The organism is Vibrio sp. 10N.222.49.A3 (genome assembly GCF_041475145.1).
Classification (GTDB): Bacteria; Pseudomonadota; Gammaproteobacteria; order Enterobacterales; family Vibrionaceae; genus Vibrio; species Vibrio tasmaniensis_A.
In genome coordinates, this window is record NZ_JBFRVM010000020.1 from 15522 (window position 1) to 41090 (window position 25569).

Annotated in this window: 24 protein-coding genes and 1 pseudogene; 13 read left to right on the plus strand and 12 right to left on the minus strand. The window is 42.8% G+C overall.

All coding sequences use genetic code 11. The features are described from left to right. Positions 1 to 63 precede the first annotated feature (63 nt). From AB4589_RS03225 to AB4589_RS03235, 3 genes and pseudogenes are all read right to left on the minus strand, one after another. On the minus strand, positions 64 to 327 hold the full coding sequence (locus AB4589_RS03225) for a hypothetical protein (RefSeq protein WP_076646354.1): 264 nt from the start codon (positions 325 to 327) through the stop codon (positions 64 to 66). Between the two features lie 208 nt (positions 328 to 535). Next, positions 536 to 730 carry a hypothetical protein gene (locus AB4589_RS03230; protein WP_010434983.1) on the minus strand — a complete coding sequence of 65 codons (195 nt, stop codon included), beginning with the start codon at positions 728 to 730 and terminating at the stop codon, positions 536 to 538. A gap of 300 nt (positions 731 to 1030) precedes the next feature. Further along, positions 1031 to 1296, minus strand: a pseudogene (locus tag AB4589_RS03235) (hypothetical protein). Between the two features lie 267 nt (positions 1297 to 1563). On the opposite strand from AB4589_RS03235, the gene AB4589_RS03240 reads away from it, so the two are divergent. Beyond that, a complete protein-coding gene (locus AB4589_RS03240; protein WP_372099361.1) occupies positions 1564 to 2445 on the plus strand; it encodes a helix-turn-helix transcriptional regulator in 882 nt (293 codons plus the stop codon). An 883-nt stretch (positions 2446 to 3328) separates the two neighbouring features. Here AB4589_RS03240 and AB4589_RS03245 read toward each other — a convergent pair. The 4 genes from AB4589_RS03245 to AB4589_RS03260 form a co-directional block, all read right to left on the minus strand. Beyond that, positions 3329 to 3757 (minus strand): DUF2787 family protein, encoded by a 429-nt coding sequence (locus AB4589_RS03245; RefSeq protein WP_372099326.1) that lies wholly within the window; start codon positions 3755 to 3757, stop codon positions 3329 to 3331. Between the two features lie 266 nt (positions 3758 to 4023). Further along, positions 4024 to 4503: a hypothetical protein gene (locus AB4589_RS03250; RefSeq protein WP_372099328.1), complete on the minus strand. Its 480-nt coding sequence runs from the start codon at positions 4501 to 4503 to the stop codon at positions 4024 to 4026. 47 nt (positions 4504 to 4550) lie between these two features. Further along, a complete protein-coding gene (locus tag AB4589_RS03255) occupies positions 4551 to 4928 on the minus strand; it encodes a hypothetical protein (protein ID WP_372099330.1) in 378 nt (125 codons plus the stop codon). Between the two features lie 101 nt (positions 4929 to 5029). Then, positions 5030 to 6256, minus strand: coding sequence for a tyrosine-type recombinase/integrase (locus AB4589_RS03260; RefSeq protein ID WP_372099332.1), 1227 nt, complete (start codon positions 6254 to 6256; stop codon positions 5030 to 5032). Between the two features lie 776 nt (positions 6257 to 7032). Here AB4589_RS03260 and AB4589_RS03265 point away from each other — a divergent pair. Both AB4589_RS03265 and AB4589_RS03270 read left to right on the plus strand, forming a co-directional pair. Then, entirely contained in the window at positions 7033 to 7266 is a 234-nt protein-coding gene (locus AB4589_RS03265) for a hypothetical protein (RefSeq protein ID WP_305399727.1), read from the plus strand. A 34-nt stretch (positions 7267 to 7300) separates the two neighbouring features. After that, positions 7301 to 8065: a hypothetical protein gene (locus AB4589_RS03270; protein ID WP_102503837.1), complete on the plus strand. Its 765-nt coding sequence runs from the start codon at positions 7301 to 7303 to the stop codon at positions 8063 to 8065. Positions 8066 to 8379: 314 nt separating this feature from the next. Here the strand turns inward: AB4589_RS03270 and AB4589_RS03275 are convergent, their stop codons facing one another. Next, positions 8380 to 8925 (minus strand): hypothetical protein, encoded by a 546-nt coding sequence (locus AB4589_RS03275; protein WP_371712715.1) that lies wholly within the window; start codon positions 8923 to 8925, stop codon positions 8380 to 8382. Between the two features lie 866 nt (positions 8926 to 9791). On the opposite strand from AB4589_RS03275, the gene AB4589_RS03280 reads away from it, so the two are divergent. Next, complete coding sequence (locus tag AB4589_RS03280; RefSeq protein ID WP_372099335.1) at positions 9792 to 10268, plus strand: RDD family protein; 477 nt, start codon at positions 9792 to 9794, stop codon at positions 10266 to 10268. Positions 10269 to 10331: 63 nt separating this feature from the next. Here the strand turns inward: AB4589_RS03280 and lptG are convergent, their stop codons facing one another. Next, the gene (lptG, locus tag AB4589_RS03285; protein ID WP_017097528.1) at positions 10332 to 11402 is read right to left on the minus strand and encodes an LPS export ABC transporter permease LptG; all 1071 of its coding nucleotides are present in this window, start codon (positions 11400 to 11402) and stop codon (positions 10332 to 10334) included. 3 nt (positions 11403 to 11405) lie between these two features. Continuing rightward, the gene (gene lptF / locus AB4589_RS03290) at positions 11406 to 12506 is read right to left on the minus strand and encodes an LPS export ABC transporter permease LptF (RefSeq protein ID WP_009847716.1); all 1101 of its coding nucleotides are present in this window, start codon (positions 12504 to 12506) and stop codon (positions 11406 to 11408) included. Positions 12507 to 12697: 191 nt separating this feature from the next. Here lptF and pepA point away from each other — a divergent pair, with 191 nt between their 5' ends. The 5 genes from pepA (at position 12698) to AB4589_RS03315 (ending at position 19354) form a co-directional block, all read left to right on the plus strand. After that, positions 12698 to 14218 carry a leucyl aminopeptidase gene (gene pepA, locus AB4589_RS03295; protein WP_372099336.1) on the plus strand — a complete coding sequence of 507 codons (1521 nt, stop codon included), beginning with the start codon at positions 12698 to 12700 and terminating at the stop codon, positions 14216 to 14218. A gap of 99 nt (positions 14219 to 14317) precedes the next feature. Next, positions 14318 to 14767 carry a DNA polymerase III subunit chi gene (locus tag AB4589_RS03300; RefSeq protein ID WP_372099338.1) on the plus strand — a complete coding sequence of 150 codons (450 nt, stop codon included), beginning with the start codon at positions 14318 to 14320 and terminating at the stop codon, positions 14765 to 14767. Between the two features lie 103 nt (positions 14768 to 14870). Beyond that, the gene (locus AB4589_RS03305; protein WP_012604855.1) at positions 14871 to 17744 is read left to right on the plus strand and encodes a valine--tRNA ligase; all 2874 of its coding nucleotides are present in this window, start codon (positions 14871 to 14873) and stop codon (positions 17742 to 17744) included. A 220-nt stretch (positions 17745 to 17964) separates the two neighbouring features. Then, positions 17965 to 18369, plus strand: a complete 405-nt coding sequence (locus AB4589_RS03310; RefSeq protein WP_371709898.1) for a DUF2061 domain-containing protein — start codon at positions 17965 to 17967, stop codon at positions 18367 to 18369. 79 nt (positions 18370 to 18448) lie between these two features. Then, complete coding sequence (locus AB4589_RS03315) at positions 18449 to 19354, plus strand: GNAT family N-acetyltransferase (RefSeq protein WP_372099341.1); 906 nt, start codon at positions 18449 to 18451, stop codon at positions 19352 to 19354. Between the two features lie 94 nt (positions 19355 to 19448). On the opposite strand, the gene AB4589_RS03320 is transcribed toward AB4589_RS03315, so the two are convergent. Beyond that, positions 19449 to 20246: a glycosyl hydrolase 2 galactose-binding domain-containing protein gene (locus tag AB4589_RS03320; RefSeq protein ID WP_372099343.1), complete on the minus strand. Its 798-nt coding sequence runs from the start codon at positions 20244 to 20246 to the stop codon at positions 19449 to 19451. A gap of 124 nt (positions 20247 to 20370) precedes the next feature. After that, on the minus strand, positions 20371 to 20787 hold the full coding sequence (rraB, locus tag AB4589_RS03325) for a ribonuclease E inhibitor RraB (RefSeq protein WP_004735324.1): 417 nt from the start codon (positions 20785 to 20787) through the stop codon (positions 20371 to 20373). A gap of 577 nt (positions 20788 to 21364) precedes the next feature. On the opposite strand from rraB, the gene arcA reads away from it, so the two are divergent. The 4 genes from arcA (at position 21365) to pyrI (ending at position 25437) form a co-directional block, all read left to right on the plus strand. Further along, positions 21365 to 22585: an arginine deiminase gene (gene arcA / locus AB4589_RS03330; protein WP_102257866.1), complete on the plus strand. Its 1221-nt coding sequence runs from the start codon at positions 21365 to 21367 to the stop codon at positions 22583 to 22585. Between the two features lie 156 nt (positions 22586 to 22741). Further along, positions 22742 to 23746: an ornithine carbamoyltransferase gene (locus AB4589_RS03335; protein WP_017097535.1), complete on the plus strand. Its 1005-nt coding sequence runs from the start codon at positions 22742 to 22744 to the stop codon at positions 23744 to 23746. Between the two features lie 287 nt (positions 23747 to 24033). After that, positions 24034 to 24963 (plus strand): aspartate carbamoyltransferase, encoded by a 930-nt coding sequence (pyrB, locus tag AB4589_RS03340; RefSeq protein ID WP_372099345.1) that lies wholly within the window; start codon positions 24034 to 24036, stop codon positions 24961 to 24963. A 12-nt stretch (positions 24964 to 24975) separates the two neighbouring features. Then, the gene (pyrI, locus tag AB4589_RS03345; RefSeq protein WP_004735320.1) at positions 24976 to 25437 is read left to right on the plus strand and encodes an aspartate carbamoyltransferase regulatory subunit; all 462 of its coding nucleotides are present in this window, start codon (positions 24976 to 24978) and stop codon (positions 25435 to 25437) included. The last annotated feature ends 132 nt before the right edge of the window (positions 25438 to 25569 follow it).

Sequence of the window (25569 nt, forward strand, 5' to 3'; positions counted from 1 at the left end):
TTAGGCTCGGTGTCCGCTTTTGACATACGTAGAGACAAGATCTCGATGCACCACCTGTGGTTTTTATCTCTCGCCAACCTTGTGGAACCAACGTTTGATATAAGTCTTGAATTGCTTGCGACCAAAGGAATCGTAACCACCTTTCTTGACTAAATCATTGCGGAAGCAAGACCGAACGTAGTTACTTAGATAAGCGCTGCCTTTCATCGGTCCATATCTTTTTTCGTATTGATAAATACTGTCTTCAAGCACAGACAAATATGCACTCATATTGCCGTTCTTAAGTTCACTTGTGTTGTGTTCGATAATATTACTGAAGTTTTCCATGACCTTATCCTTAATGATTAATTAAAAGTAATTCCTGTACAGCGAAGTGCTACCTAACAGGGTTATTACTTTGTTAAGAGTCACGGACAAAACTTGAAATACCGTAAGAGGCTTTTAGTTACCCCCGCAGTCTGCACCACTTGACCATATGGTTTGTTCTTGTCGATATAAAAAAAACAGAAACATGCGTTCCTGCTTTATTGATTAACTAGTCCTCCAGCACCTCATCAATCAAAATTCCTGCTGAAAATCCGCAGATTGTCCCAATTAACATTCCATACGTCCCGCCAAGTCGAAGGCCTATAGCACCACCAAGCTGGGCAGCTTTGAATCCTAACTCCTTCCTACTTTTAGATAGAGTCTCTGATCCTTTTTGTGGCTCAGAATAGTTGTCTTTATCCACGTACTTACTCCTTTTCTGTAGATATGAAAAAAGGGCCATGCTCGATGAAGAACATGACCCTTTAGAGTTTTTGTGAATGCAGCTTTAGTGAGAGTGACCACACACCTGACAGCTACCATCATCATATGCACGCTCACCACATGCAGGACAGGTTGTGACTAATGTTGTTATCGATTTAATCGCCATGTAAAGGCTCCTTCTTGTTGGTTGATTAGTGTGTTGCGGAGCTCATTGATGTCTCAGCCTAGAGAGTTCCAATTTCGAAACTGAGATATCGAGAGCCAAGCTCCGCAACAAAACTTATTGTGCTTTACCTTTCGGGGTGTCTGAGGTGCATTTCGCCGCATCAGTGGCATGACCGTTCATGCTCCCACAGACATCCGCTTTCCATTGCACAATGACACCGTAAGACGATGTGTTCTGAATACCTGCTTACCATTCCATTGAGGCTCTAGTAGCTCTTTCATTTTAGATATATCGCCCGGATTACCGCCGAACGTGCCACCTGCGAATACTGAAGATGCGAATAGCGAAGTTAGACCAAGCAGGATGATTGATGTTTTCATTATTGTTTTTCCTTAAATACGTAATGACGCCACCGATAAAGACGGCGTTAACGTGATTGATGATTAGTTTAAAGAGGGTGAACGACAGGGTGTGTCGCTCAGGTGTAGAAATATTGAAATGATTGATGAATGCCTTGTAAGACATACCTTGAGGTAACCGATGAAAGCTATAGCAATATCAGTAACCTTATGAAAATTAGCTAGAAATAATCAGGTTCTTTCCGACCACGACACCACCTGGCGAGTGACCTATCTACAATGCGTAGAATGAAAGAGCATGACAAACTAGCGAAACGACTTGGCATCATCCTTACCCGTTTGAATACGGGTGAGAAATTGCATCTAGAAGATTTAAGTCGTGAATTTGGAGTTGCAAGAAGGGCGTTAAATCGTGACTTCAATGAACGGTTAAACTACTTACCGATACAACGTGACGGTGCTTGTTACTCGTTAGACCCTAAGTTCTTGGGCAGACAGACCAATAATGAGCTATCTCTCCTGCTGTTAAACATGGGGTTCGATACTTTGTTTTCGGGTAAGCACTATCTAAGCAATGGCGTATTGAACAACAAAACCACACCGCCCTTTCTCTTCAAGAACCCACAAGTCGAGGACATTAGTGAATGTGCTTCAGTGTTCGAGAAACTTATCGAATCGATACAACGACGAAACGTGATTAGCTTTAGCCATGAAGGGAAAACCTACGATGAGTTCCACAGCTACAAACTGTTGAATGAACGCGGATTGTGGTTCATTGTCGGGACACACAGAAACCGCCTAGAGTCACTCAGAGTGGCTAAGATTCGTGAGTTAGTGCGTTACGAGGATAAATACTCTCCCGACCCTAGCGTTGAGCAGAAGCTGACTGGTTGTGGATATGAAGATGAACGCCCCAATCCCGTTGAAGTTCTTATACAGATGAGCGTTAAGGGGGTAGAAGCATTCTTAAATGAAGGTAATGCCGATAAGTTCAGAGTGTTGAAAGAACTAGATTCGGGGGATGTGTTCATTAGTCACCAAACCAAGAACATTCCAGAGTTAATACGCCAACTTAAAACGTGGCTACCTCATGCAGAGGTGCTCTCACCTGATTGGATACGTTATTTGTTGAAGCAAGAGCTCCAAGCGTATTTAGATTCGACCAAGTAGAAGACACTGAGCGAATTGAAGTACGTTGTAGGGCTTGTTGATGGTTCGTTAAGACGAAATGCAACCACCAAGACATAATGTTGTTGCTGTTCTCTGTTGTAGTCGCTCCATGTCATAAAGAAACAACTATGCACCGGTTTTTAAGCTTTCGATGTTAGGTATGGATACTGGGGTGTTTTACCAAGCTTCGAACCGATACAAGTTAAGGGAAGACTCAAAAACGATGCTGTTTTTCAGCGAACGGTGACTAACTAATAAATAACTGCGCTTTGAGCAGGTTGAATATATAGGGGTATTACTATGAGAACTGATGCTAGAACTCTGCTTCAAATCACTGAATCCAATCCATATCTGTTTATCGTCGATATCACCAATGTTGCTGTGGTGGTTACCTTGAGCCAGATAACTTGGTTGTTTTAGTGAGAATGTTTTAATGGATTGGACTTGTCATTGAGCTTATAAATGACAAGTTCCTATTCCAATCAATGCTTATTTCTGTCATTTAGCGAAATACCCATTTTGACCTTGTTTCTCATACCAAAAGTGAAAATGACCAAGTTTTCACTCCGAGCTGTAAACATTGAATTAAGGTGCGCTCTTGGCGCTGTAATTAGAACGTATGACTATGGAAAATCTCCGGGGGAAGTCGTTCTCAAGACCTCTATACGTTACGCGCCATAGCTAAACCTAAACACTCGCTCCCATTGCTTCCAGATAGCAATGGGAGCCTTTAATAACAAAACACCTGCTACCCAAATGAAAAAGGCTTCCCATCACACCATGAGTTACATGGAACAATAGGAAGCCTTAGTGTCACTAGGAAGTGAGAGGCGGATTTTATGGTGCATACATGGTGCTTTCAACTTGATTCGTTAGTGATGGACTAATCCACCGTGACTTTTATCTCATCAAAGCAGTCCATTCCGATGTAGCCTAGAAAGTTGGTTTCCCACATCGAATAAAACTCAGCGACACTGGATTCAGTAATGGGAACTTCACCCATGTATCGAATGAAAGCCACACCATGACCAAAATCAAAGTCGATTTCTTTCTCAAGTTCAGGCATCAATCCACAGTAACTAAAGTCAGTGATGTAGTCGAAAACCCATTGGTCACCAAGTCTACTAATGGAAATCTCAATAGGGTGGTATCCACCGTTCTCAGAGCTATAGCTCGAATCTCGGAAGCTAATCACGACCGATTGGCTCATGGGTGTCCATTTGCCTGATTCGCTGACCACTCGGTTTAAAGTCTCTTGAAGATCGACACTGACAGGTAGCAGTAATCGCTCAACGTCAAAAGTTAAGTTCATAATAAATTCTCTTTTAGTTTGTTAGGGATGCACTCTTGTGTAGTGCGAGGTATGAAAACTGGGAAATGGCTTGGTTCGAGGTGAGTATTCTGATCTCGTCATTAACTCTTCCAGTGATAACTCAAGAAATTTGAAATCCGTCGAGTGGTGATATCCGTGGTGACTGTATTACTCATCGTTCGTTGGCGTTAATCACCTGATGAAGTAAACAGGTTACAACTCATCGACCTAGCAAATTTCTTCTGTCGTCTTACTGTCTGGCAGAGTTATTTTTTCTTAGATGTGGTTTGAGATTTGGCGAGTGCCAGTAATGCACTTTTCTTATCTTCGAAGTCTGTTGAAAGTACATGTAAGTAGCGAGATGAATCCGTTTTTGATGCTAAACCTAAGTCCCGAATTATTACAGAACAGAACGAATGGTTGTTTGCTGAACCTCCATTAAACAACTGCTTGTACAGCTGACTTTTCCATGGTTTATCTTTCTGCGCTTCTATCAGTTCAAGCATTGCTATAACGGGTAGCCACTCTTTTGAATGGAGCCCTGCGCCACCCTCCTGCCCTGCAATCCTGAAATAGAGTTGCTTTTCTTCATTATGCAACGCCACTTCGTACAAGACCTTGCCAGTCCCTGCTAGTTTCGGCGCTGCACCTGTTAATACGATTTGTTCGAAATGATTAATCTCTTGGTGCTGCTCATCTTGAGTGCCAGCATTAGGGAAGTCTGGGTCTACTTTGCGTTGGTTCATAGATATTCTCCTGTCGGTGATAATGTGAAATATTGCTGCGTGAGTGACTACTCGCCATCAACCTGAGTCAATAGCGTCTGAATTGGATGAAGTTGAGTACTGGTATATCCGGCTAGGAAACAACCTGAGCCATGGTCGTTAAGGACACCTAGAGCAATGACCATAGAGCCGATAAGTAGCACGTACTCAGGGTGAACAGTGACGAAATCAATCAGGTACTTGGCTTGTTCATCCATATCATGAAGGTCTTGATTGGTATCACTCTCATCGAACAAAATCAGAGTGATGCCTATTTCGTCCCAACTTTTCTCTAGCTCGTTTAAATCCCCATCCGTTACTTCAGCTAAATGCTCGATAAGATTAGCCTTATCTGTATTAGGCAATTCCAAATTCTGAAGCCCTGTAAACTCTTTTACTATCTGCATGATTTTCCCTTATTCCAGATACGAAAAAGCCCCTACTAGCGAGAGCCAGTAGGGGCGTATATGTAATTTTTATATATGTTTGATTTTAAGGTTAAAACTATTTAACTGATGCGGTGTGCCAGCCTTGGAGCCTGTTCTTTCAATACCGAAGACAAAGTGCCCGAGCTGTTGAGCAGCTTTTCCTTAGAATGCTTAACATACCTCTGAGTGCTGCTTAAATCTTTGTGGTTCATTAAACGCTGTACAGTCAGCGCATCGACATTATTCTCGATTAAATTTGTCGCAAAGCTATGACGGGCAACATGAAAACAAACCTCTTTCGGATTCTTAATCCCTGCCCTCTCTTTGATTCGAGTAAAAGCATTTCTAGGCTGAGATATATGGCTTCTATCCTTGCGACCAAAGAACACATATGGATTGCCTTTTTGTCTCATGTTTAACAACTCCCGGAATAGCTCAACCATGAATGGGGTCAGTGGTACAGTCATACTTGTGCCATTCTTGGTATCAGGAACGAACATGGTTTTATCAATCAAACTGATATCTTTCCACTTTCGGGTTCGAAGTTCAGAGTCCCTACATCCAGTAAGAAACAGAAGCGCTATGAAGTTTCCAGTAACACGACAATAGTAATCTCGTGATGTACGTATCACTGCTGCTGTTTCTTCCATGGTTAAGTAGCGAGTCCTCATGTTATCTGGATTGATAAGCGAGACCTTATCGCCGATATAGGGGATGTCTAAAAGGCGATATGCTTCCTTTAAGATAGTTTTCATCAAGGCAATAGTACGATCGACCGTGGCTGCTGCGTACTTCTTACCGGGGCGATACTCTGTTGCTAATAGCTTTGCTTGAACTTGGTGTAAATGAACACCTGTTATCTTATCGATAGGCTTCGTATGTAGGTGTTTCCAGTGCTCAAACCTAGCGATATCATCACGCCACGTTTTCTTACCTTTGCTTTTCTTAGAAACAATAAAGGTATCGTGAAAGAAGTCGTACAAGGTCGGTACTTGAGTTTCGACTTGCTTATCTCTTTCAAGTTTAGGGTCGATACCATCGGCGATTTGTACCTTTAACTTACGTGCTTTGTTGCGAACCGTGGGTAAGTCGATATCAGGCCATTGACCGAGTGCAATGCTGGATTTTTTCTTTGAGATTGGCGATATAAACCTTAGTAGGAAGCGCTTCTTACCAGATTTACCAATAAGCAATTTTAAGCCTTGAACTTCGGTATCGGAGACTTCATTGTTGGTGGATTTAGACCGTCTATCGTGGGGTGGAATGTTGTTAAGTTTAGTTGGGGTAAATTTGAATAGGTTACTCATGTGAATACCTCAGTGGTTAACCAAGGTCTTCATATATGCTTTCAAGTTATGCAGGATCGGGAGACTTTAGTTTTAGTTTGAGGTTGTGACTCGTTTTTGCCCCAAAGTGAGTCAGATAGGGATTGAAGTCAGTTTCAAACCCAGCAACTTGCCTTACTTTTCCTCATGCCTAAATCTCTAATTATGTCGCCAAAACTTCTAACCCACTACAGACTGACCTTCAATCACAGTTACGTACGAATATGCTATTCAAGTATTTCTAAGCGATTGAATATTATAGAACAAAATGGAAGTTCTTGATTGATAACGAGCCTCGAATAGGAAGCACTGTATGTTTGCACGGTTTTCAACTAGAAAATCAGAATAATATCATACTATATGCATATTTTTGTTGGTTAGGTACAATACTTGAGATATTCTGAATGTATGAACTCGTGCTGGCACGATATTAAAATGTTATGGGTTAAAGCAGCCTACAAAATAAACTTAGGGCATTACACAATGTGGATTTGAATCCTAGCATATTTTTCAATCTAAACGAGCTTAACCATTTACTTAGAGAGGAGGTTGCTATGGTTAAACAGGTGCTTAACAAAGTCGGTGTCACAACCGCCCTAGTCACGTAGGGTGGCTATCGTTTTTTTTCTTCGTTCCTAACCAAAGAATTAACATGGGTAGTATGTCTAAAAACGATTGCTAGGCTTCTGCCCTAAGTTTATTTGGCGCTTTAAGTGTATGGATTAATTAAATAAATTAGAACCCTAAAGATGTGCAGGATGAAAACTAGAATAAGACTGAATAATGGTGAAGTGTTAAAACGAATTTCATCCCGAACGAAAGGGTTTATGGGAGAAACGGATATTACTGACTACCAGATTATAGGCAGCGAAGGCAATGTTGTTGGTAGTGTTGTTTATACCGATCATACGGCAGTCCGAGGGTTAACTCGAACTCAAACTATCGAGCAAAGAGACCAAGCTGGTAATACAGTAGTTTCAGAGTCTTGGTAGTCCCAACACATATCTATCTATCTAAGGAATTTTCATGAAAACAAAATTATTTATAACGCTAACGTTGGTAACGTTACTTTCTGGGTGTCCTTTAGAAGGTGATAACGGAAATACTGGAGCTACAGGGCAACAAGGTGTAAACGGAGTTGCTGGCATTAATTGCTGGGATCTAGATGGTGATCGAGTTGACGATACCGATGAAGACATCAATAAAGATGGTGTGTGGGATGCATATGATTGCGCTACCGCATCTAGTTCTGCACAAAACCAGACTGTAGAACTGAATCATCAGCATGTGTGCGTGGCTTTAGCAAACTTAGGTCAATATCCAGAAGGCTGCCCGTCAGCTATTCATACAGTCCCCACTGGTACATTAACTGATATGACAATTAATACCTTTTTTGATGATGGAACAGGCAATAGACTTCAAAGTTGCAGTGGAAGCCCGAGCAAACTGAGCATAAACCTTCGAGATTTCGTAAACTCAGATGGTAATACCGTTAAGCAAGGTTGGTTTGAGGTAGAGGGTGGCTACATCGTTAGTGATGGTGTTATGACAAGAAATGCTGCAATTCTCGATAAGCAATGCTTTAAGGACTGTGAGGCTGATTCAAACTGCATCGCTTCTGAAGGTGTTTATAAAACATCAGAATCCGTATCCTGCCGTTTATTTTACCATTCAGATACCGCCGGGAAATATGAGCGAGCTTGCGGTATTGATGTCCCCGGCTTTACCGCAAAAGAGCAATGTCTGTTAACTCTAGGTGGCAACACTCTCTGGGCTGCTAGGTGTCCATAATAACGAACAATTCAACAATGATGTGCACCATTAATACTGGACAGGGAGCTTAGTGACTTTCCATACTTATGCTAATTCGTGATTTGCTAATACTTGGTTCTCCGAAACTCATTTCTGTCCAAAGGTATGCTGACGGAGGTATGTAACACATGGAGGTATGTAACACAGAAATGCGTCATTATGATTTAAGATATTGAAAAAGAGGCTGATGCTTCAGCCTCAATATTAATAGTAATCCTGTTCAGATGTTACACTGAACTCAGCCTTCAATGCTTGGGCCGAGAGTTTCACTTGAAATCTCACTTTTCAAGCTTTCAGTTTAGGAGTGAGGTAAAACGACTGTCTGTCACAATTGCGTTGATTAGCTCTTCTACTGCTGGTTCAAATTCATCGGGCATATTTTCTCTACATGCTACTCCGCCCAAAAAGCTACCAGAATATTCATGTCGGTGCACTACATTAAAAGACTCGCCATTAGAGCTTTCAACTTTCATATCAAAGCTCCAGTGACCATCCGTCATACCAGATGATGATGTGGTGTTATTTAAATTACCTGATAGCGTGATTTTTGAATTTTCATCAAACTTATCAGCCATCTTTAGCTCATCAATAAATGCATTCTCAATGTACTCATTGATAGCTTCAGAGTTTGGCATTATTACTGGATTAGCTAGGCGGCACATTACACTTGTAACTTCTGTTGTTGCCGTGATATCACTAATATTAACTTTTTTATCAATACTGCGAAGTGCAACAGCATTATCCGCTGATGGCGTGTAATGATCGACTCGAGCCGAACAAGCTGACAAAATAACTGCCATAATTGTTACAGTAATCCCCTTAACTATTACTTTGTTCATGTTTACCTTTAATAAATCATTGCAAATCAACAGGATAAATAAGGTACATGAAAAAAATGGTGGCACAATATAATCTGTTAATATTTTTAAGATTCCTCACAATAATTCGCTTTAGATTATTATTCTTATTTTGGTTAATTCACGTAAGTTTTAAATTAAGTACCAGAGGATCGGCTAAGAAGGTTTTGTCCAGAAACGTGCTAGACCACCTGAAGGCACACTGTGAAGGCATCACCATCTGGTACATTTTAAGTTAAGTAGCTCTCCGACTAACATGGGAACTCCTCGGCTATCTTTTCTCGGCATACGACAGTAGCGTGACAGTACCTTTTCGGTTTTGCTGTCTTGAACATCTAACCATCAAGCTTTGAAGATATTCCAAATTGGAAACGCAGTAACGCTTTTCGGTTTACTGCTTTAACCGCAGTGGCCAGTAAAGCTTAGGTTCAGGTTTTGTTGCTCTATGTTTAAGTTGGACAGGAAGTTGTCAGTAGAAGAAAAATAAAAGAAATTAAGAAGGGTTATTTTGAAGTGTGATGGAGGTTGTATTTTCACATATTCTGAATATAGAAAAGCCCCGATAAAAATCGAGGCTTTTCATAAAAATTCTTTATAAATCAATGATTTAGGGATTTTGAATCCGTCGTGTATACCAACTTCACCATACCGGCATTATCTTGGGGCATTGCCCTGTCGATGTTTGGCATTATACGTATGCGAACTGATGTGGCAAGTATAAAAACTTGAATTCATGTGTGTTTGCCGATAATTTCGCCACTAAGTCATAAGCTGTGCGTCATGTCTCTTTTCAGGCCAAGCCTTAAACTATATTCTGACGCCTCAATTTTTAAAGAAGTAATAACACCATGACATCAACAAACACTCTGCCACCAGCTGGGGTAATGCGCCGATTTGGTGCCTTGTTCTATGACGCACTCATTGTAATCGCTATTGAAATGATGGCTGCCGGCATCATTGTTGCTCTACTGCACGCACTCATGGCTCTTGGTATTTTTAACCATAGCGGGTATGCCGATGTCAGTGACTTCTTGACTAATCATCCGATTTGGAGCCCTGCGTATACTTTTTACTTAGTCGTCGTTTGGGTTTACTTCTTTGTCTTCTTCTGGACCAGAGCAGGTCAAACCCTGGGGATGAGAGCTTGGAAGCTACGAGTTCAAAACAAAGATGGCTCTGCGATCACAATAACTCAAGCGCTAATACGTTTAGGTACATCGGGGGTTGGACTTGCAAACTTATGTGTTCCATTCGATCCTCAGAAACGTGGCTTTCACGATATCTGGGCAAAGACCGAAGTCGTTGTGTTGCCAAAAGCACAATAACGCTATTAAGCGAACTTAAAGCAAGATCAAAAAAGGAAGGCGCAATGCCTTCCTTTCTTCTATTTATAGTTTCCGCCTCAAAAGCATAATGGCAATTCCGAAGAACACCACGCTAGGGGCTATCGCACCAAAAGCAGGTGGTATTTGGTAAACCAAGCTGATTGGCCCAAAGAACTCGCTGGATATATAGAAAGTAAAACCAGCAATCACACCAGAGAGAATCCTTGCTCCCATGGTCACGCTACGTAAAGGACCAAAGATAAACGACAATGCCATCAACATCATGACCGCTATCGAAATAGGTTGAGTTATTTTTCGCCACAATGCTAGCTCATAACGTGCTGCATCTTGTTCTGATGCTTTGAGATAAGAAACATAGTCATACAGCCCACTTAACGACAGCTCCTCCGGTTTCACCGTCACTATCGCGAGTTTGTCTGGAGCTAACGATGTTTCCCAAGAAAAAGTCGGTAAACTCTCTTTAGTGACCTGAATATCATTCTCAAAAGAGGTGACCTCAACATCGCGCATTGTCCAAACGTTGTTTCCAACGTAATCGACTTCTTTTGAATATATGGCCGTTTTCAGAGCCTTGTTCTCATCATAGCGCCACATGTTCAAACCATAGAGCTTATCATCGTCTATTTTAACAATGAAAATGAAGTCATTGGCATCTCGAGCCCAAACACCGCTTTGAGTAGAGATAATACTACCACCAGCAACCGAGATGGTTCTTAAGTCACGAGCCATCTTCTGCGCTTGCGGAGCTCCCCACTGCCCAAGTAATGTCACTATCACCATTAACGGAATCGCAGTCTTAAGTACCGATAAACCAATATCTAACTTAGAGAAACCCGCGGCTTGCATAACCACAAGCTCAGAACTCGCAGCAAGCATACCAAGCCCAATCAATGCACCAAGCAATGCCGCCATTGGGAAGAACATTTCGATATCACGAGGAATACTCAATAAAACGAAATACAACGCTTGTAATAGATCGTATGTACCACGACCTACCTTCCGCAATTGCTCAACGTACTTGATAATTCCAGAGAGACCGACAAACGTCACCAATACCAGTGACGTGGTCGCGATGATGGTTCTGCCTATATATAAATCGAGAATCTTAAACACGGCTTAAGCCAACCTCTTATTCTTGAATTTTTCTTTCAAACGCCTAACCGGCACACTATCCATAAAGTTGGCACCAATCGCGACAAACAATAATAATGCATTGATTGGCCACATGCCTATTGCAGCAGGAATGTCCCCTTCTTCAATTGAAGATTTGGTTGCACTGATTGCCAAGAAGTAAGTCAAATAAATCAGGATTGCCGGACCTATTTTTGCAAAACGACCTTGTCGTGGATTAACTGCTGACAGCGGTACAACGAGCATAGTCAACAATGGGATACACAACACCAGTGACATGCGCCACTGCAATTCAGCCTTGGCACGATTATCTTGATTTCCAATAAGATCAATAGTTGGAATCGCTTCCCACTCTCGACCTTTCTTCTCTACTTCACGCTGACCAATTAAGCCTTCATACTCTTCAAAGTGCGTCACTCTATAATCAAGGCGAGAAGGCACTCCTTCATGACGAGTACCATCGTACATCACAATAACTTGGCGGCCATCGCTCAATTCTTTTACGTCTCCCGACTTAGAGAACATCACACTAGGAAGCACTGAGTCACGAGGTCGCATTTGAGAAACGAACACATTGTCTAATTGATTACCATCGATACCCTCGATAAACACAACAGAAGAACCATCGGGAGTCCTTGCAAATTTGCCTTTGGGTAGTAAATCGACGCTGTTCTCTGCAGCCACTTCCTCATACATTTGTTCTACTTTATCTTGTGACCATGGAGACAGCCAAAAGGAGTTAAAAGCAGCGACAGTTGCAGTAATCAACGCCAGATAAAGTGCTGATTGGATGAGGAATTTATTGCCAATACCCGTAGCATTCATCACCACAATCTCACTTTCGGCATAAAGGCGGCCAAAAGTCAGCAAAATGCCAATATAGATACTAAGTGGAAGCATCAAGAGCCCCATCGCTGGCATATTTAGACCCACGATCGATAATACAAGGCTTGCTGGAATATCACCATCAGAGGCGTCGGCTAAAACACTGATGAACTTTTGGCTGAGAAACACGAGAAAGAGAACAAAAAATATCGCAAATTGGCTCTTGATTGTCTCTCGGATCAAATATCTAACAATAATCACGCTCAAATTACCTATACAAAACTTGTTTTTTTGATTGAATCACTATAATTTCCCGTTGAACCTTTTATTTTTTAAATTTTTAGCTAAGTGTTAACGTTCTTCTTTAAGGTCAGTTCCATTATAGGATCCAACAAGTAAGAACCCATTATCCAACATTTAGTTCGATTTGTCTTCAGGATGTAGGAGTACGCATGGAGTTCAGTGTAAAAAGTGGCAGCCCAGAGAAACAGCGCAGCGCATGTATCGTTGTCGGTGTATTCGAACCGCGCCGCCTTTCTCCAGTAGCCGAGCAGTTAGATAAGATTAGCGATGGCTATATTAGTTCACTGCTTCGTCGCGGTGATCTAGAGGGTAAACCTGGCCAGATGCTACTACTGCATCAAGTACCTGGTGTACTTTCAGAACGTGTTCTGCTTGTAGGCTGCGGTAAAGAACGTGAGCTTGGCGAGCGTCAATATAAAGAAATTATCCAAAAAACCATCAGCACACTAAACGAAACGGGTTCTATGGAAGCAGTATGTTTCCTGACTGAACTGCACGTTAAAGGTCGTGATACTTACTGGAAAGTTCGCCAAGCAGTAGAAGCGACTAAAGATGGCCTTTACACTTTTGATCAATTCAAGAGTAATAAACCAGAGACTCGTCGTCCACTACGTAAACTGGTATTCAACGTACCAACTCGTCGTGAATTGAGCCTTGGTGAGAAAGCAATCTCTCACGGTCTTGCGATTGCTTCAGGTATGAAAGCGTCTAAAGATTTAGGCAACATGCCACCTAACATCGCAAATCCTGCTTACCTTGCTTCTCAAGCTCGTCGCTTGGCCGATGATTACGAGACAGTGAAAACTAAGATCATTGGCGAAGAAGAGATGGAAAAGCTGGGTATGACTTCATACTTAGCGGTAGGCCGTGGTTCTAAGAACGAATCTATGATGTCTATCATGGAATATAAAGGTGCTGCTGACCCAGATGCAAAACCGATTGTTCTAGTCGGTAAAGGTCTTACTTTCGATTCAGGCGGTATTTCGCTTAAGCCTGGTGAAGGCATGGATGAGATGAAGTACGACATGTGTGGTGCGGCTTCTGTATTCGGTACAATGAAGGCACTAGCTAAACTGAACCTACCGATTAATGTAGTTGGTATCCTAGCAGGTTGTGAAAACATGCCAGGCAGCAATGCTTACCGCCCAGGTGATATCCTAACGACCATGTCAGGCCAAACGGTTGAAGTGTTAAACACGGATGCTGAAGGTCGCTTGGTTCTATGTGATGCGCTTACTTACGTTGAACGCTTTGAACCAGACTGTGTTGTCGATGTAGCAACACTCACTGGCGCGTGTGTGATGGCGTTAGGTCACCACATCAGTGCTGTACTGTCTAATCACAACCCACTATCTCACGAGTTAGTGAATGCTTCTGAGCAAGCAAGTGACAGAGCATGGCGCATGCCAATGGCCGATGAATACCATGAGCAACTAACGAGTCCATTTGCAGATATGGCAAATATCGGTGGCCGACCTGCTGGTACAATCACAGCAGCATGCTTCTTATCTAAATTTGCTAAAAAGTACCACTGGGCACACATTGACAGTGCCGGCACAGCTTGGAAGTCAGGCGCAGCGAAAGGCTCGACAGGTCGTCCTGTCTCAATGCTTGTCCAATTCTTATTGAACCGCAGCGGCCATGAGACTGAAGAGCAATCTTCAAAATAATAGAAAGGGCCTACGGGCCCTTTTTTAATAAGCGTTATTTGCTAGCTCCTGTTGACCAAGTATGATTGGTTTCCACGATTCCAAGTTCGAGTATTCAGTATGCAGACTGCCACATTTTATATTGTGTCTTCAGACAGCCCACAAGCCGGCGAAGAGGGTTTTGCTCACTACGTGTTGTTTCTTGCTCTGCATTTTGCAAAACAAGGCGCTAAACTTTATCTCAACTGTAACGATAAAGTTCATGCTGAGCGTATCGCTGAAGTTTTTTGGCAGGTAGAGCCTACTGAATTTATAGCGCACAACTTGGTTGGCGAAGGTCCAAAATATTCAACGAATATTGAGATAGGCCATCAAGGAGTCAAACCTAATTGGAACCGCCAATTGGTAATAAATCTGGCCGATAATCATACAACCTTTGCGAACGCCTTTGCTCAGGTGATAGACTTCGTTCCTTGCGAAGAAAAAGCTAAGCAACTCGCTCGAGAAAGGTATAAAATTTACCGTCAGGCTGGATATCAGCTACAAACTATCGAGATTCAACATCCATAGTCAAACCTCATAGTTAAAGCTATCTTTGGATTTAGATTCAAGAAGCTTCACTTATGAAGTTTGACCACGATTAACCATTCACAGTATCCGTTATAAGAGCACTATGGAAAAGACATACAACCCAACATCAATCGAACAAGCTCTGTATAAGACTTGGGAAGAGAAAGGCTACTTTAAGCCACACGGTGACACATCAAAAGAAGCTTACAGCATCATGATCCCGCCACCGAACGTCACTGGTAGCCTACACATGGGTCACGCGTTCCAAGATACGATCATGGATACACTTATCCGTGCTCAACGTATGAAAGGCAAAAACACGCTTTGGCAAGTGGGTACTGATCACGCTGGTATCGCAACTCAAATGGTTGTTGAGCGTAAGATCGCTGCTGAAGAAGGCAAAACAAAACACGACTACGGCCGTGAAGCTTTCATCGACAAGATCTGGGAATGGAAAGGCGAATCAGGTGGCACGATCACTCAACAACTTCGTCGTCTTGGTGCATCTGTAGATTGGGATCGTGAGCGATTCACTATGGATGACGGCCTATCGGCTGCGACTCAAGAAGTGTTTGTTCGCCTATACGAAGAAGACCTAATCTATCGTGGTAAGCGTCTAGTAAACTGGGATCCTAAACTGCACACTGCAATTTCTGATCTTGAAGTTGAAAACAAAGACAAAAAAGGTTTCATGTGGCACTTCCGCTACCCACTAGCGAATGGTGTTAAAACCGCTGATGGCAAAGACTACATTGTCGTAGCGACTACACGTCCTGAAACCATGCTTGGTGATACAGGCGTTGCAGTTAACCCTGAAGATCCTCGCTACAAAGATCTTATCGGCAAAGAAATCCTGCTTCCTATCGTAAATCGTCTTATCCCTATCGTAGGTGATGAGCACGCTGACATGGATAAAGGCACGGGTTGTGTGAAAATCACACCAGCTCATGACTTTAACGATTACGAAGTGGGCAAGCGCCATAGCCTACCAATGATCAACATCCTAACGTTCAACGGTGATATCCGTGACGCGGCAGAAATCTTCACAACGAACGGTGAAGAAAGCGATGTGTACTCAACAGATCTTCCAGCTAAATACCAAGGTATGGAGCGTTTTGCCGCTCGTCGTGCAACGGTTGCTGAATTTGAAGAGCTAGGCCTACTTGAAGAAATCAAAGATCACGACCTAACCGTTCCTTACGGTGACCGTGGTGGTGTGGTTATCGAACCAATGCTGACGGACCAATGGTACGTGCGCACAGCGCCTCTTGCTGCTCCTGCTGTTAAAGCCGTTGAAGATGGTGAGATCCAATTTGTACCTAAACAGTACGAAAACATGTACTTCGCGTGGATGCGTGACGTACAAGATTGGTGTATCTCTCGTCAACTTTGGTGGGGCCACCGTATCCCAGCATGGTACGACAACGATGGTAAAGTTTACGTAGGTCGCACTGAAGAAGAAGTTCGTGAAAAGAACAACCTTTCACCGGTAATTGTTCTTAAGCAAGACAACGACGTTCTTGATACATGGTTCTCTTCTGCACTTTGGACTTTCGGCACACAAGGCTGGCCTGAAGATACTGAAGCAATGAAAACATTCCACCCATCAGAAGTACTAGTATCTGGTTTTGATATTATCTTCTTCTGGGTTGCTCGTATGATCATGATGACTATGCACTTCGTGAAAGACGAAGACGGCAAGGCTCAAGTACCTTTCAAAACAGTTTACATGACGGGCCTTATCCGTGATGAAAACGGCGACAAGATGTCTAAGTCGAAAGGTAACGTACTTGACCCAATCGATATGATTGACGGCATCGGCCTTGAAGAGCTAGTAGAAAAGCGTTGTGGCAACATGATGCAACCTAAACTGGCTGCTAAGATCGAAAAAGCAACACGTAAAACTTTCGAAGATGGTATCGAACCATACGGTACCGATGCACTGCGTTTCACTCTTGCTGCTATGGCTTCAACTGGCCGTGACATCAACTGGGACATGAAGCGTCTTGAAGGTTACCGTAACTTCTGTAACAAGCTATGGAACGCAAGCCGTTACGTACTGATGAACACAGAAGAGCACGATTGTGGCATGTCACTGTCTGTTGAAGACCGTGCAAACATGGAATTCTCTCTAGCAGACAAGTGGATTGAATCTCAGTTTGAAGTTGCAGCGAAAGAGTTTAACGCTCACCTAGACAACTACCGTCTAGACATGGCAGCAAACACGCTTTACGAATTCATCTGGAACCAATTCTGTGACTGGTACCTAGAGCTAACTAAACCTGTTCTTTGGAAAGGTACGGAAGCTCAACAACAAGCGACTCGTTACACGCTTATCACGGTTCTAGAGAAGACTCTGCGTCTTGCACACCCTGTTCTTCCTTACATTACTGAATCTATCTGGCAAAGCGTTAAGCCGCTAGTAGACGGCGTTGAAGGCGAGACCATCATGACTCAAGCGCTTCCTCAGTTTAATGAAGCTAACTTCAATGCTGAGATCGTTGACGATATCGAGTGGGTTAAAACTTTCATCACTGCTATCCGTAACCTACGTGCGGAATACGACATTGCCCCAAGCCAAGGCTTAGAAGTAATGATCAAAGTCGCTGATGAGAAAGATGCAGCTCGTATCGAAGCAAACAAGATCGTTCTTACTTCTCTAGCTAAGCTAGACGATATTAAAGTTCTAGCAGATGGCGAAGCAACTCCGGCTTGTGCAACTAAGTTAGTTGGCAAATCTGAGCTGATGATCCCAATGGCTGGTCTTATCGACAAAGATGCTGAGCTTGCTCGTCTAGATAAAGAAGTAGCGAAGACTCACGGTGAGATTAAGCGTATCGAAGGTAAGCTAGGTAACGAAGGTTTCGTTGCTAAAGCACCTGAAGCGGTTATCGCGAAAGAGCGTGAAAAGCTTGAAGGCTACCAAGAAACTCTTGTTAAGCTTGAAGAGCAAAAAGCGACCATCGCTGCGCTTTAAAGGTGAGTGAACGAGAAGACTTCGAACTTCTCGCTCTAAATAGAAAGGTTGGTCTTCGTGACCAACCTTTTTTTATGCCTCTCACTCCAAGTCTTATCGTCAGTCACTTATTTATTGATAGGTTTCATCTATCAAATTAATCTCTCCTTCCCATTAGATTTAATGATAATAATTCTCAATAATAGTTCTATCGAAACAACACAACGACTGAGTAATTATCATGAAAAAGACACTAACCTTTGCTGCATTACATTTTACTATCGCATTTAGTGTCGCTTACGTACTAACTGGCGACATCTTAATTGGTAGCTTAATCGCTATGATTGAGCCTTCTGTGAATACCGTCGCCTTCTATTTTCATGAAAAGGCGTGGGCTCAAGTTCCAGCGCTTAAAGCTCGTCAGTGGATGACAAAGTTAAAAACAGCAAGCTTCGCTACTATCCACTTTAGTGTTGCCTTTACTGTTGTCTACTTATTGACTGGCGATGCCTTTGTTGGTGGTGTGATGGCAACGTTAGAACCTGCTTTGAACACCGTGGCTTACTACTTCCATGAGAAAGTTTGGTTACGAAAAGCGGAAAGCCAAGCAGCACAACCACTGTTTTGTTTGCACCAACATGCTTAACCTAAACAGTTTACCGTTGACATGGTTGCGATTCGCAATTAAATTATAGTTGTACATCGCAACCATATTGAGAGGCAACATGACTTCAGCACAACTTAGAGAATTATCACGTCAACTCGTTCGACAGCTTGGAATGCTCGACAAAGATTGTGGTGTTATTGCCCTACCTCCGATTCAAGCTCATACACTGATTGAACTAGAACAGCAGCCATTAACCGTGAACCAATTAGCGGATAAGCTCAATATTGATAAGTCCAACGCCAGTAGAGCAGTCAACAATCTAGCGAAGAACTCGTTAATTCAAACCTCACCACACCCCAACGATAAGCGCAGTGTTGTGGCTTCAGTAACAGAGCAAGGGAAAAACACTCTTGCCAAACTTCACAATCAACAAAATCAATTTTATGACTCGGTACTTGAGCGTTTAACGGAAGCGGAAACTCAACAAGTTTCGGGGGGAATCGAGCACTACCTTAAAGCACTGCAACAAAGCCACGCTTCAATAGATGTGGTGGTTCGCCCCCTACAACAGCAGGACAACATCGTAGTGGCCAATGTGATTCGCCAAGTCTCTTATGAAAACGGGCTAACTGAAGATAAAGGTTATGGTGTGGCAGATCCCACCTTAGAAGATATGTTCAGTGTTTATAACAATGAAAGATCTCAGTATTGGGTGATTGAACTTGATGGAAAGGTTGTCGGTGGTGGTGGATTTGCACCATTAGCAGGTATGCCAGAAGTCTGTGAACTGCAAAAGATGTACTTCTTGCCAGAAACCAGAGGCAAAGGCTTAGCGAAGAAGTTGGTTAATATGTCGATGGAGAAAGCTAAGGAACTGGGTTATCAACATATGTATCTGGAAACGACCGAATGCCTTAATGCCGCCGTTAAACTTTACGAAAAATTGGGCTTTGAACACCTTGATTCAGCTTGGGGAGAAACAGGCCATGACGCTTGTGAGGTTGCCATGGCCAAAACGCTATAATGTGTTTTGGAAATAGGGTGAGCGTCGGCAGTTCATTAGATGACAAGCGAGTGAACAAATTGATTCATTACGTAACGGGCTAATTAAATAACCGCTAACTACGCAAAAAATTACTCACGCAAGAGGCTGGATTCAAGGCTACGAAAGAACTCTCTTTTTGCCCATCGAGTTCCACTTCTAACTGATATAAATGCTTAGGGTTGGGCTTCTCAAGGTTAAATACCATTGGAGCCTCAACCTGAAACACAACACCCGTATGCTCTGCTCGCACATCAATCGGCATCACGAGAGTCATACCATTAAACTTGATTGATGCCGATATTAACCCTGGCTTTAGCGTTTGATAGATAACATCTACTTTAAACTCACAGCCACCACCGTGATGCCAGATTTGCTCGGTGACGACTTGCTCAAGCTTGACGTTACGAACGAACTGCAGATATGGAGCTTGCCAGATTCCGATACGAGAATCTGATTTAGTGACGACCTGTGAAGGGGTAGAGTCATCCATATCCTCTTCAAGCAACAGGCATTCCTCTTCTTCAAGGAAAAGGATCTCAAAACGATTTCGACCAGGCTGCATATAAGGACGAATGTCCTTGCGATATTCGGCTTCGCTGCCATCACAGTCAAACACGGCAACGCCATTGAGTCGCACTTCTGCAAAGTAGTCAACGCCTGCGACGACTAACTCAACAAATGGGCACGCCAACATGGCATCATCCACTTCGATGTCATGCATCAGGTGCCATTCTTGCTCTGCGATTTCCTCTTCACTCAAGCTATTAGGGAGCTTTGAGCTTAACGGAGCAGGAAAGGTAATGTCATCTTGTGGGATAGAGAGATCCGTCAGTGGCGAAACTTGCCAAAGACCATCGAGAGGTAGCCGCATGTCATTCCTTGAGCTAGATCAATTTTGACCGCATTATAATGAATGAATGCATATAAAGACATTTATTTTTCTGAGGACAAAAAAATGCCAGCTCAAGGCTGGCATTTTTTAAAACTGGGAGAGATTACTCTTCGTCTTCATCATCTTCGTCAGGGTAGATAGCATCCTCACCTTCGTAGTAAGTGCCCCAACCGTCGTAGATAATGTCAAACTTCTCTGCAAGATTTACAAGCTTTTCAACTTGCTCATCAATCGCTTCTGCGTTCAGAGTACACTGCATCGTTGCATCACAACAAAGTAACTTGTTGCCATCTTCGTCTTCTGTCTCTTCAGCTTCAAGCACTTCAAAGCCCATTTTGAATGCTTCAACAACGGCTTTCTCAAGTACTGCGAAATCTTCAGCGAATAGGTGATGCTCGATATCGTATAGAGCTTCAGGATCGCTACCATCTTCGATTAGTGCTTCAATGATATCGCGAGTCTCGCCTTTTTGAAATTCAATTAATTCCGCTACTGATAGATATTCATCTTCGTGAGACATGTGTCTGCTCCAGAGTGTTGACTATGAAAAGATCAAATTTGATTGCCACGAAATATGGCACGGATCGTCTAGAAAAGCCACCTAGATCAGGTGTAGAAGAGCAAGTTTATCGCTAGATAACAGAAGGAATATCAATTAAAAAGTGAAATCAAAATCACAGAAACAAATTTTCAACATATTATTAACCATCGTGTGTTTTAGCATTTCATTTTTATTGTTACTTTTAGCCTTACTCCTTCAAAATTGAGTGGTTAGTCATATCAGATGCATACTGCCGATCACTTCTTCGATGCATAAAACCTCACTTATAAGTAAGTAACTGCATAAATTTTGAATGAAAAATCACGTTCACCAAGCAAAGTGGATTATCGAATCATTGAAATTGAAGCATAGATCCGCAAAAAGTTTATTCCAAAACTCAGCCTTTCAGTTGGATTTTAATATTAACAATCCCAAATAACTCAGCATTTAAAACCAAAAATATCAAAATAACATAACCTTTACACAAGTTTCAAAACTTGCATATTACGAACAAGCTTGTCATAAATAGACGCTGGATTAATAGTAAGGATGCAAAATGAGTAAGCTGTACGTTGGCTCCGAAGTCGGTCAATTAAGACGAGTTCTCCTAAATAGGCCTGAAAGGGCACTCACCCACCTCACCCCTTCTAACTGTCATGAGCTACTCTTTGATGATGTACTTGCAGTAGAAGCAGCAGGTGAAGAACATGACGCCTTTGCGACAACACTTCGTGACCAAGACGTTGAAGTGTTATTACTGCATGACCTACTGGTTGAGACACTCGCTGTAGCACAAGCTCGTGAGTGGCTGCTTAATACTCAAATCTCTGATTTCCGTTACGGCCCTACATTCGCGCGTGATTTAAGAGAGTACCTTGCTCAAATGGACAATGAGCACTTGGCTACGATCCTACTTGGTGGTTTAGCCTACTCTGAGCTTCCTATTAAATCTTCTTCAATGCTACCGAAGATGCACCGCCCACTTGATTTCGTTATTGAGCCGCTACCTAACCATCTATTTACCCGCGATACTTCTTGCTGGGTTTATGGCGGTGTCTCTCTTAACCCGATGATGATGCCTGCTCGTCAACGAGAAACGAATCACTTGCGAGCAATATATCGCTGGCACCCTGTATTCGCAGGGCAAGATTTCATTAAGTACTTCGGTGATGAAGATCTTCATTACGACAACGCCAATATTGAAGGTGGAGATGTACTGGTTATCGGTAAAGGCGCTGTTCTTATCGGTATTTCGGAGCGTACCAAGCCACAAGGTGTCGAAAACCTAGCTGCGAGTTTATTCAAGTCCGGTCAAGCTAAAGAAGTGATTGCGATTGATTTACCGAAGCACCGCTCTTGTATGCACCTTGATACGGTAATGACACACATGGATATCGACACATTCTCAGTCTATCCAGAGATCGTTCGTAAAGACCTAGATACTTGGCGCTTAACGCCAAAAGAAAATGGCGAAATGCGAGTAGAGAAAGCTGAAAACTACCTAACAGCGATTGAAGGCGCACTGGATCTCGATCAACTGAAGATCATCACAACCGGTGGTGATAACTACGAAGCTGAACGTGAGCAGTGGAATGACGCTAACAACGTACTGACGGTGAAACCGGGTACGGTTATCGGCTATGAGCGTAATGTTTACACCAATGAAAAATACGACAAAGCAGGTATCGAAGTTCTGACGATTCCGGGCAATGAGCTAGGTCGTGGCCGAGGTGGCGCTCGCTGTATGAGTTGTCCTATCGAAAGAGACGGTATCTAAGCCACAAAACTCAATAAAGCGAACACACTAACTTATCTAGGCCAGTACCATTGTACTGGCCTTTTTTATCAAATTAATAAAATAAATATTCACAAATATAGCATTTTTATGTTTAACTGAGTTCTTCATTGATCCTATATACGCAAGGAGCGAGAGATGGCCTTTAATCTTCGCAATCGTAACTTTCTAAAACTTCTCGACTTTACTCCTAAAGAGATTCAGTTTTTACTCGACCTGTCTGCCGACCTTAAAAAAGCTAAGTATGCAGGTACAGAGCAGAAAAAGCTTAACGGTAAAAACATCGCTTTGATCTTTGAAAAAGCATCCACTCGAACTCGATGTGCTTTTGAGGTAGCTGCTTTTGATCAAGGCGCTCAAGTCTCTTATTTAGGCCCTTCTGGTTCTCAGATTGGTCAGAAAGAATCAATGAAAGATACGGCGCGTGTATTAGGTCGCATGTACGATGGCATTGAATACCGAGGGTTTGGCCAAAGCATTGTCGAAGACCTAGGCGCTTATGCTGGTGTACCGGTTTGGAATGGCTTAACCGATGAGTTCCACCCTACTCAGATCTTGGCTGATTTCCTCACTATGCTTGAGCATGGTCGTGGTAAACATCTGCACCAAATCAGCTTTGCTTACCTTGGTGATGCACGTAATAACATGGGTAACTCTCTGTTAGTGGGTGCCGCGAAAATGGGCATGGATATTCGCCTTGTCGCGCCAAAAGCATTTTGGCCAGAAGAGCACCTTGTCGAAGAGTGCCAAGCTATCGCGCAAAGTACAGGTGCAAAAATCACGCTGACAGAAGACGTTGCCGAAGGTGTGAAAGGCTGTGATTTCCTTTATACCGATGTTTGGGTTTCTATGGGTGAAGCGCCAGAAGCTTGGGACGAACGTGTTGCTGTAATGACACCTTACCAAGTGAATATGAATGTCATTAAGCTCACAGGTAACCCTCAAGTGAAATTCATGCATTGCCTGCCCGCTTTCCACAACAATGAAACCGTGATCGGCCAGCAAGTTGCAGACAAATATGGAATGAACGGCTTAGAAGTCACTGACGAAGTCTTTGAATCGGATTACTCAATTGTATTTGATGAAGCAGAGAATCGCATGCATACCATCAAAGCGGTAATGGTTGCGACTCTGGGCCAATAGCGAATACTGAAAGTAAACAAAAGCTTGATGTAATCGCTTGCGCTCACAAATTGAAAGCGTATAATTCTCGGCAATTTGTCTGAGAGTAGTGAAAATGACGCCAAGCAATGTTGTGATAAAACATAATGATATTGTGAAAACACATAATAAAATTGTGAAAACACCAAATATTGCTCGCAAGCTAGCATGCTTGCCAGGCCGTCTATTCTGCTTTTCAGCACTTTTTTAAAGCCTCCCATTATGGGGGGCTTTTTTATGGCCAATACATTATTGTGGGGAAGAAGATCATGGCGAATACGCTCTATCAAAAGCACATCATCTCAATTCCAGAGCTTTCTCGTGAAGAGCTAGAATTAATTGTTCAAACGGCAGGTCAGCTAAAGGCTGAACCAAACCCAGAACTCATCAAGAACAAAGTTGTTGCCAGCTGCTTCTTCGAACCTTCAACGCGAACTCGTCTCTCTTTTGAAACGGCTATTCAACGCATCGGTGGTGATGTGATTGGTTTCGACAGTGGTGGTAACACGTCACTGGCGAAGAAAGGCGAAACGCTAGCAGACTCGGTACAGGTTATCTCTTCATACGTTGATGCTTACGTAATGCGTCATCCTCAAGAAGGTGCTGCGCGTCTGGCTTCTGAGTTTTCTAACGGTGTACCGGTTATTAACGCAGGTGACGGCGCAAACCAACACCCAACACAAACGCTATTAGACCTGTTCTCTATCGCCGAAACTCAAGTTCGCCTAGACAACCTCAACGTTGCATTCGTTGGTGACCTTAAGTACGGCCGTACGGTTCACTCGTTGACTCAAGCGCTAGCGAAGTTCGATAACATCTGTTTCTACTTCGTAGCACCTGAAGCACTGGCGATGCCAGACTACATTTGCGAAGAACTTGATGAAGCGGGTATCAAGTATCAACTGCTGACAGACATGGAAGATGTGATTCCAGAGTTGGATGTTCTGTACATGACTCGAGTTCAAAAAGAACGTTTTGATGAATCGGAATACGCGCACATCAAATCAGCGTACATCCTGACTGCTCCGATGCTGGAAAATGCACGTGATAACCTAAAGGTTCTTCACCCTCTTCCTCGTGTTGATGAAATTACTGTCGATGTCGATAAAACACCTTACGCTTACTACTTCCAGCAAGCAGAGAACGGTGTTTACGCACGTGAAGCACTGCTAGCCCTTGTTCTTAACGAAACGCTGTAGAGGAGAGATATCATGTCTAAAGAGACTCAATTAAAAGTTGAAGCAATCAAGAACGGAACGGTTATCGACCATATCCCAGCCAACATCGGGATCAAGGTACTCAAACTGTTCGACATGCATAACTCAAATCAGCGAGTAACGATTGGCCTAAACCTGCCATCTTCTGCTCTAGGTGGCAAAGACTTACTCAAGATAGAGAATGTTTTTATCACTGAAGAACAGGCGAGCAAGTTAGCACTTTACGCACCTCACGCAACGGTAAACCAAATCGAAGATTACGAAGTGGTTAAGAAGCTACCACTAGAACTTCCTGAGCAAATCAATGATGTGTTTGAGTGTCCAAACACCAACTGTATTACTCACAATGAGCCCGTAGAAAGCAGCTTTAAGATCTTTGAAAAGAAAGAAGATATTCGATTGAAGTGTAAGTACTGCGAAAAAGTATTCTCTCGTGAGATCGTGACAGAAAGATAACGTCATACGGCAACGCCGATCGAACGCAAAAACTATTCAATACCTCGCCTGTACGGGGTATTTTGCTCTTTACCTATCCTGAGTTTGAAGGCACACTAAAAATTGCTTTTTATCCAATAACTGACGGAATAA

What these genes read in the sequence shown, in the direction of transcription:
- pepA (WP_372099336.1), top strand. Translation starts at nt 12,698, where the DNA reads ATGGAGTTCAGTGTAAAAAGTGGCAGCCCAGAGAAACAGCGCAGCGCA.
- AB4589_RS03275 (WP_371712715.1), bottom strand. Translation starts at nt 8,925, where the DNA reads ATGAACAAAGTAATAGTTAAGGGGATTACTGTAACAATTATGGCAGTT.
- pyrI (WP_004735320.1), top strand. Translation starts at nt 24,976, where the DNA reads ATGTCTAAAGAGACTCAATTAAAAGTTGAAGCAATCAAGAACGGAACG.
- AB4589_RS03255 (WP_372099330.1), bottom strand. Translation starts at nt 4,928, where the DNA reads ATGCAGATAGTAAAAGAGTTTACAGGGCTTCAGAATTTGGAATTGCCT.
- AB4589_RS03305 (WP_012604855.1), top strand. Translation starts at nt 14,871, where the DNA reads ATGGAAAAGACATACAACCCAACATCAATCGAACAAGCTCTGTATAAG.
- AB4589_RS03280 (WP_372099335.1), top strand. Translation starts at nt 9,792, where the DNA reads ATGACATCAACAAACACTCTGCCACCAGCTGGGGTAATGCGCCGATTT.
- AB4589_RS03240 (WP_372099361.1), top strand. Translation starts at nt 1,564, where the DNA reads ATGAAAGAGCATGACAAACTAGCGAAACGACTTGGCATCATCCTTACC.
- AB4589_RS03320 (WP_372099343.1), bottom strand. Translation starts at nt 20,246, where the DNA reads ATGCGGCTACCTCTCGATGGTCTTTGGCAAGTTTCGCCACTGACGGAT.
- AB4589_RS03270 (WP_102503837.1), top strand. Translation starts at nt 7,301, where the DNA reads ATGAAAACAAAATTATTTATAACGCTAACGTTGGTAACGTTACTTTCT.
- AB4589_RS03260 (WP_372099332.1), bottom strand. Translation starts at nt 6,256, where the DNA reads ATGAGTAACCTATTCAAATTTACCCCAACTAAACTTAACAACATTCCA.
- AB4589_RS03265 (WP_305399727.1), top strand. Translation starts at nt 7,033, where the DNA reads ATGAAAACTAGAATAAGACTGAATAATGGTGAAGTGTTAAAACGAATT.
- AB4589_RS03310 (WP_371709898.1), top strand. Translation starts at nt 17,965, where the DNA reads ATGAAAAAGACACTAACCTTTGCTGCATTACATTTTACTATCGCATTT.
- AB4589_RS03250 (WP_372099328.1), bottom strand. Translation starts at nt 4,503, where the DNA reads ATGAACCAACGCAAAGTAGACCCAGACTTCCCTAATGCTGGCACTCAA.
- pyrB (WP_372099345.1), top strand. Translation starts at nt 24,034, where the DNA reads ATGGCGAATACGCTCTATCAAAAGCACATCATCTCAATTCCAGAGCTT.
- AB4589_RS03300 (WP_372099338.1), top strand. Translation starts at nt 14,318, where the DNA reads ATGCAGACTGCCACATTTTATATTGTGTCTTCAGACAGCCCACAAGCC.
- arcA (WP_102257866.1), top strand. Translation starts at nt 21,365, where the DNA reads ATGAGTAAGCTGTACGTTGGCTCCGAAGTCGGTCAATTAAGACGAGTT.
- AB4589_RS03335 (WP_017097535.1), top strand. Translation starts at nt 22,742, where the DNA reads ATGGCCTTTAATCTTCGCAATCGTAACTTTCTAAAACTTCTCGACTTT.
- AB4589_RS03245 (WP_372099326.1), bottom strand. Translation starts at nt 3,757, where the DNA reads ATGAACTTAACTTTTGACGTTGAGCGATTACTGCTACCTGTCAGTGTC.
- AB4589_RS03315 (WP_372099341.1), top strand. Translation starts at nt 18,449, where the DNA reads ATGACTTCAGCACAACTTAGAGAATTATCACGTCAACTCGTTCGACAG.
- AB4589_RS03225 (WP_076646354.1), bottom strand. Translation starts at nt 327, where the DNA reads ATGGAAAACTTCAGTAATATTATCGAACACAACACAAGTGAACTTAAG.
- rraB (WP_004735324.1), bottom strand. Translation starts at nt 20,787, where the DNA reads ATGTCTCACGAAGATGAATATCTATCAGTAGCGGAATTAATTGAATTT.